This is a genomic window from Variovorax sp. RCC_210 (assembly GCF_041355175.1).
Classification (GTDB): Bacteria; Pseudomonadota; Gammaproteobacteria; order Burkholderiales; family Burkholderiaceae_C; genus Variovorax.
Window position 1 is genome coordinate 1 of sequence record NZ_JBFUPJ010000033.1, and the last position, 5782, is coordinate 5782.

A 5782-nucleotide genomic window follows, 5' to 3' on the forward strand; every position below is an offset into this window, starting at 1 on the left:
CTTCGCACATCAATCTTGGTACTCGATACCGTGACCAGGAAGCGAGAAGTCCCTTTGCATTCATTTCTCGAAAAGGGGCGCCCCACCGTCGTGATCGTTGTCAGCAGCGGTCGTTGATCGCCGCTAACCGACAGCGTGCCCAGGTGAACAGGGCGTCGGGTGCTTCCCGCAGCGAAATAAAGGGGGAGCCCGAAGGGCGGAGGACATTCGCGGAGGGAAGTACCCGGCGGCCTGTGCACACGCCCTGAACAGCAGCAACAACAAACACGAACAACACGAGCCCAAACCCGAAATGAAGTCCGACAACGCCTGGAACCCAAGCTGGCGCCTGCTGGCCTGCGTGGCACCCGCGGCCGCCTTCTTCGCGGCCTTCTGGCTGCTGCCGGTAGTGCGCCTGCTGACCCTGCCCGCCGACAAAGGCTGGGCCACCTACTTCGCCGTGCTCACGGACTCGCGCTACCTCGCGAGCATGGCCAACACCGTCGTGCTTTCCGTGGCCGTGACCCTGGCCACCCTGGTGCTGGGCGCCGCGGTAGGCATCTACCTCGCCCGCCACGACTTCATCGGCAAGCGCATGCTGCTGTCGCTGCTCACGCTGCCGCTGTCGTTCCCGGGCGTGATCATCGGTTTCTTCGTGATCCTGCTGGGCGGCAGGCAAGGAGTGGTCGCCGACCTGAGCGACAGCCTGTTCGGCGAACGCATCACCTTCGCCTACGGCCTGCTCGGGCTGTTCCTGGCGTACCTGTACTTTTCATTGCCGCGCGCCATCGCCACCTACACCGCCGCCGCCGAATCGATGAACAGCCAGCTCGAAGAGGCCGCCCGCTCGCTCGGCGCCTCGCGCCTTCGCGTGGCACGCGACGTGTGGATGCCCGAGCTCGCGCCCACCACGCTCGCCTGCGGCGCCATCCTGTTCGCCACCTCCATGGGCGCCTTCGGCACCGCCTTCACGCTGGCCAGCAAGTTCGAGGTGATCCCCATCACCATCTACAACGAGTTCACCAACTACGCCAACTTCGCGCTCGCCGCGTCGCTGTCGATCTCGCTGGGCATCGTCACCTGGCTCGTGCTGTTCGTGGCACGGCGCTTCGGCGCGAACCCCGTCGCACGCTGAGGGCCCGCACCATGCGAACCAACACACACGCCAAGGCGCCCTTCCTGCTCGCCGTGACCGTCATCGTGAGCCTGTTCATGGTCTCGCCGATGCTGCTGTCGGTCATGGCCGGGCTCGTCAACAACTACAGCGCCGGCCTGAAGAGCGGCCTCACCCTGCGCTGGCTCGGCGAGGTCTGGGAGAACTACGGCGGCACCGTGGGCTGGTCGATTGCGCTGGCCATCGCCTGCGTCGTGGGCACCGTGCTGCTGGGCGTGCCCTGCGCCTACGCGCTGGCGCGCAGCCGCTCGCGCGCGGCGCGCATCTTCGAAGAGCTGCTGACGCTGCCGGTCGCGGTGCCGGGCCTTGCCACGGCGCTGGCGCTCATCCTCGCCTACGGCCAGCTCACCGCCTTTCGCCAGAGCTTTGCCTTCATCTTGGTGGGCCACATGATCTTCACGCTGCCCTTCATGGTGCGCACCGTGAGCTCGGCCTTCCAGCGGGACGACCTGCTCGCGCTCGAAGAGGCCGCGCGCTCGCTGGGCGCCAACTTTCGCCAGCGCTTCATGGGCATCCTGGTGCCGGCCGTGTTCCCCGCCATCGTGGCCGGCAGCCTGATGGTGTTCACGCTGTCGGTGGGGGAGTTCAACCTCACCTGGATGCTGCACACGCCGCTCACGCGCACCCTGCCCGTGGGGCTGGCCGACAGCTACGCCTCGATGCGCATCGAGATCGGATCGGCCTACACGCTGGTCTTCTTCGCCGTCATTCTTCCGGTGCTGTGGGGCCTGCAGTACCTTGCCAACCTGATGCAGAAACGCCATGGAACTTGAACGCATCCCCATCGACATCGCCAACTGCGCGAAAACCTACGCCGACGGCACGCGCGGCCTGCAGCCCACCGACCTGCGCGTGGAGGCCGGCGAAGTGCTGGCCCTGCTCGGCCCCTCGGGCTGCGGCAAGACCACGCTGCTGCGGCTGATTGCCGGGCTCGAATCTCCCGACGCGGGCACCCGCATCGTCTTCGGCGACCAGGACGTCACGCAGCGCCCGGTCGAGCACCGCGGCGTGGGCATGGTGTTCCAGAGCTACGCGCTCTTTCCGCAGATGACGGTGGCGGCCAACATCGGCTACGGGCTGCGCATTCGCGGTGTGTCGCCCGACGAGGAGAAGCGCAGCGTGGGCGAGCTGGTCGACCTGGTACGCCTGGGCGGCCTGGAAAACAAGCGCCCCGCCGAACTCTCCGGCGGCCAGCGCCAGCGCGTGGCCCTGGCGCGCGCCGTGGCCGTGCGGCCGCGCGTGCTGCTGCTCGACGAGCCGCTGGCCGCGCTGGACGCCAAGCTGAAGGAATCGCTGCGCGACGAGCTGGCCGAACTGCTGCGCCGCCTGCACATCACGGCCATCCACGTCACGCACGACCAGCAAGAGGCGCTGGCCATCGCCGACCGGCTGGCGGTAATGCGCGCCGGGCGCATCGTGCAGGTCGGGCGCGGCGAAGACCTGTACCGCGCGCCCGCGCACCCTTTCGTCGCCGAATTCCTCGGCCGGGTCAACCGGCTGGCGCGCGAGGCCGACGCCATCACGCAGGGCGTTGTCCGACTCGGCGGCTCGGCCGTGCCCTGCCCGACCGTGTGGCTGGCCCATGCGAGCCTGCTGGTCCGGCCCGAAGACATCGAGGTCAACACGCCCCAGCCCGGCTGGGGCGCCGCCACCGTCGAACGCCGCACCTTCCTGGGCGACCGGGTGCAGTTGCACCTGCGCACGGCGGACCAACCCGTGCTCGTGGCCGACGTAGGCCGCGACAACCCCTTCGGACCCGGCGACGCGGTGGGCCTGCGCATTCACCCCGAGCGCCTGATGACGTCGCAGGAGAGCAACGCATGACAACCCCCACGAACAACCCGCTCACCGTGCTGGTCCAGCTGACCGACCTGCACATCCGCGAGCCCGGCCGCCTGGCCTATGGCCGCATCGACACGGCGCCGTACCTCGAGCGCGCCGTGCAGTCGGTGCTGGCGCTGCGCCAACAGCCCGACGCGGTGGTCGTCACCGGCGACCTGACCGACTTCGGCCGCGCCGCCGAGTACGAGCACTTGGCGCGCCTGCTCGCGCCGCTGACGATGCCGGTCTACCTGCTGCCCGGCAACCACGACGACCGCGACCAGCTGCGCCGCAGCTTTCCGGGCCACGGCTACCTGGGCACGGGGGCCGACACGGGCGGCTTCATCCAGTATTCGGTGCGCGTCGGCCCGCTTCGCCTGCTCACGCTGGACACCTGCGTGCCCGGCGCCAGCCACGGCTCGCTGTGCGAAAAGCGCCTGGCCTGGCTCGAAGCGCAGCTCGACGCCTGCCGCGGCGAGCCGGTGGTGGTCGCCATGCACCATCCGCCGTTCCAGACGCTGATCGGCCACATGGACGAAATCGGCCTGCTCGAGGGCGCCGAGGCGCTCGAGGCGCTGCTACGCCGCTACACGAATGTCGAACGCGTGATCTGCGGCCACCTGCACCGCGCCATCGACGTGCGCTTCGGCGGCACCATCGCCTCGACCTCGCCGGCGCAGGCGCACCAGGTCTGCCTCGACCTGGCAAGCGATGCTCCCTCGGCCTGGACGCTGGAGCCGCCGGCCTTCAGGGTGCATGCGTGGTCCCCCGCCGGAGGGCGGCTGGTGACCCATCTGGCGGCTTGCGGGCACTTCGAAGGGCCTTATCCTTTCCACGACAACGGAGCGCTGATCGACTGAAACGCGTATCTGTGGAAAATGGGGTCGAAAACGAACCAAAACGAAAAGGATAGAACCCGACATCCATGAAGCATCTTCTGAATCTGCTCGCGGCCATTGCCTTGCTGGTGTGGGGTACGCAACTTGTTCGAACCGGCGTGCTGCGCGTGTTCGGCGCCAACCTGCGCAAGATCCTGGTGCAGAGCATGCGCAACCGGTTCACGGCCGCCCTGTCGGGCATCGGCGTGACCGCGCTGGTGCAGTCCAGCACCGCCACCTCGCTCATGACTTCGTCCTTCGTCGGGCAGGGCCTGGTCACCTTGCCCGCGGCGCTGGCGGTGATGCGCGGGGCCGACGTGGGCACGGCGCTGATCTCGGTGCTGTTCTCGGCCGACCTCTCGTGGCTGTCGCCCATGTTCATCTTCGTGGGCGTGGTGCTGTTCATCACCCGCGCGGACACGGTGGCCGGGCGCGTCGGCCGGGTGCTCATCGGCCTAGGCCTGATGCTGCTGGCCCTGCAGCTGGTGGTGGAGGCCACCGAGCCCCTGTTCTCCTCCCCCGCCGTGCGCGCGCTGCTCGCCTCGATCAACAGCGACGTGCTGCTGGAGATCACCATCGGCTCGGTTCTGGCCATCGTGGCCTATTCGAGCCTGGCGGTGGTGTTGCTGGTCGCGGCCATGGCCACCTCGAACGTGGTGCCGCTGGACGTGGCGTTGGGCCTGGTGCTGGGCGCCAACCTGGGCAGCGGCCTGCTGGCCGTGCTCACCACCGCCAAGGCCAGCGTGCCGGTGCGCCAGGTGACCATCGGCAACCTGCTGTTCAAGGCGCTGGGCGTGGCGCTGGTCGCGCCCTTCATCGGCCTGTGGATCCGCTACGTGCAACCCGAGCTGCCCAACCAGACGCACGGCGTGGTGCTGTTCCACCTGGCGTTCAACGTCGTGATCAGCGTGGGCTTCATCGGCCTCACGCAGTGGGTCGCCAAGCTGGTGACGCGCATGCTCCCCATGCCGCAGCAGGCCACCGGCACCAGCCGGCCGCACCACCTGGACCCGTCGGCGCTGTCCACGCCGTCGCTGGCCATTTCCAACGCCGCGCGCGAGGCGCTGCACCAGGCCGACATCGTGGAGACCATGCTCATCGGCGTGCTCGACGTGATCCGCAACAACGACACCCGCCTGTCGCAGGAGCTGCGGCAGCTCGACGACACGGTGGACGAGCTGTACTCGGCCATCAAGTACTACATGACGCGCATCTCGCGCGAGGCGCTGGGCGAGGAGGAGAGCCGGCGCTGGACCGACATCATCAGCTTCACGATCAACATGGAGCAGATCGGCGACATCATCGAGCGCGTGATCATCGATGTGGAAGACAAGAAGATCAAACCGCAGCGCAATTTCTCCGAGGCCGGCATGGCGGAGATCGTCGAGCTGCATGGGCGGCTGGTGGCCAACCTGCGGTTGAGCATGAGCGTGTTCCTGAACGGCAATGTGCGGGACGCGCAGAAACTGCTCGAAGAGAAGGCGCGGTTCCGCGACCTGGAGCGTGCGTATGCGACGACCCACCTGGACCGGTTGTCGGACCGGACGACGCTGAGCATCGAGACCAGTTCGCTGCACATCGACCTGATCAGCGATCTGAAACGAATCAATTCGCACATTTGCTCTATTGCTTATCCGATTCTGGAGTCGGCTGGGGCGTTGGCGCCTAGTCGGTTGAGGGAGTCTCGGCTTGGGAAGATTGAGGGATAGGTTTGGTTTCCGCTCGGCGGGGGGTTTTTGTTCCGGGGCCGGGTCTCGCCCCGGCGGGCGATCTACTTTCTTTTGCTTCGCCAAAAGAAAGTAGACAAAGAAAAGGCGACCCCACTGTCTGCGTCCCTCCGCTTCGCTTCGGGCAACCTGCGGTGCTCGACGTAGAGGGGGGTCCGCAGAACTCGCTTCGCTCAAACAGCTGCGGCCCTGATCCCCTCTAC

Annotated in this window: 5 protein-coding genes; all 5 read left to right on the forward strand. The window is 67.5% G+C overall.

The genetic code is table 11. From position 1 onward, the window contains the following. The first annotated feature begins 292 nt into the window (after nucleotides 1–292). The 5 genes from AB6807_RS39195 (at nucleotide 293) to AB6807_RS39215 (ending at nucleotide 5561) form a co-directional block, all read left to right on the forward strand. Nucleotides 293–1114, forward strand: coding sequence for an ABC transporter permease (locus tag AB6807_RS39195; protein ID WP_371088789.1), 822 nt, complete (start codon nucleotides 293–295; stop codon nucleotides 1112–1114). An 11-nt stretch (nucleotides 1115–1125) separates the two neighbouring features. Beyond that, nucleotides 1126–1926 carry an ABC transporter permease gene (locus tag AB6807_RS39200; RefSeq protein WP_371088790.1) on the forward strand — a complete coding sequence of 267 codons (801 nt, stop codon included), beginning with the start codon at nucleotides 1126–1128 and terminating at the stop codon, nucleotides 1924–1926. Then, nucleotides 1916–2977 carry an ABC transporter ATP-binding protein gene (locus AB6807_RS39205; RefSeq protein WP_371088791.1) on the forward strand — a complete coding sequence of 354 codons (1062 nt, stop codon included), beginning with the start codon at nucleotides 1916–1918 and terminating at the stop codon, nucleotides 2975–2977. The genes AB6807_RS39200 and AB6807_RS39205 overlap by 11 nt, the downstream gene beginning before the upstream one ends. After that, entirely contained in the window at nucleotides 2974–3834 is an 861-nt protein-coding gene (locus AB6807_RS39210) for a phosphodiesterase (RefSeq protein WP_371088792.1), read from the forward strand. Before AB6807_RS39205 ends, AB6807_RS39210 begins: the two co-directional genes overlap by 4 nt. Nucleotides 3835–3899: 65 nt before the next feature. After that, the gene (locus tag AB6807_RS39215; protein WP_116908414.1) at nucleotides 3900–5561 is read left to right on the forward strand and encodes a Na/Pi cotransporter family protein; all 1662 of its coding nucleotides are present in this window, start codon (nucleotides 3900–3902) and stop codon (nucleotides 5559–5561) included. Nucleotides 5562–5782: the final 221 nt, after the last annotated feature.

Coding starts and splice junctions, on each gene's coding strand:
- AB6807_RS39210 (WP_371088792.1), top strand. CDS start 2,974: ATGACAACCCCCACGAACAACCCGCTCACCGTGCTGGTCCAGCTGACC.
- AB6807_RS39195 (WP_371088789.1), top strand. CDS start 293: ATGAAGTCCGACAACGCCTGGAACCCAAGCTGGCGCCTGCTGGCCTGC.
- AB6807_RS39200 (WP_371088790.1), top strand. CDS start 1,126: ATGCGAACCAACACACACGCCAAGGCGCCCTTCCTGCTCGCCGTGACC.
- AB6807_RS39205 (WP_371088791.1), top strand. CDS start 1,916: ATGGAACTTGAACGCATCCCCATCGACATCGCCAACTGCGCGAAAACC.
- AB6807_RS39215 (WP_116908414.1), top strand. CDS start 3,900: ATGAAGCATCTTCTGAATCTGCTCGCGGCCATTGCCTTGCTGGTGTGG.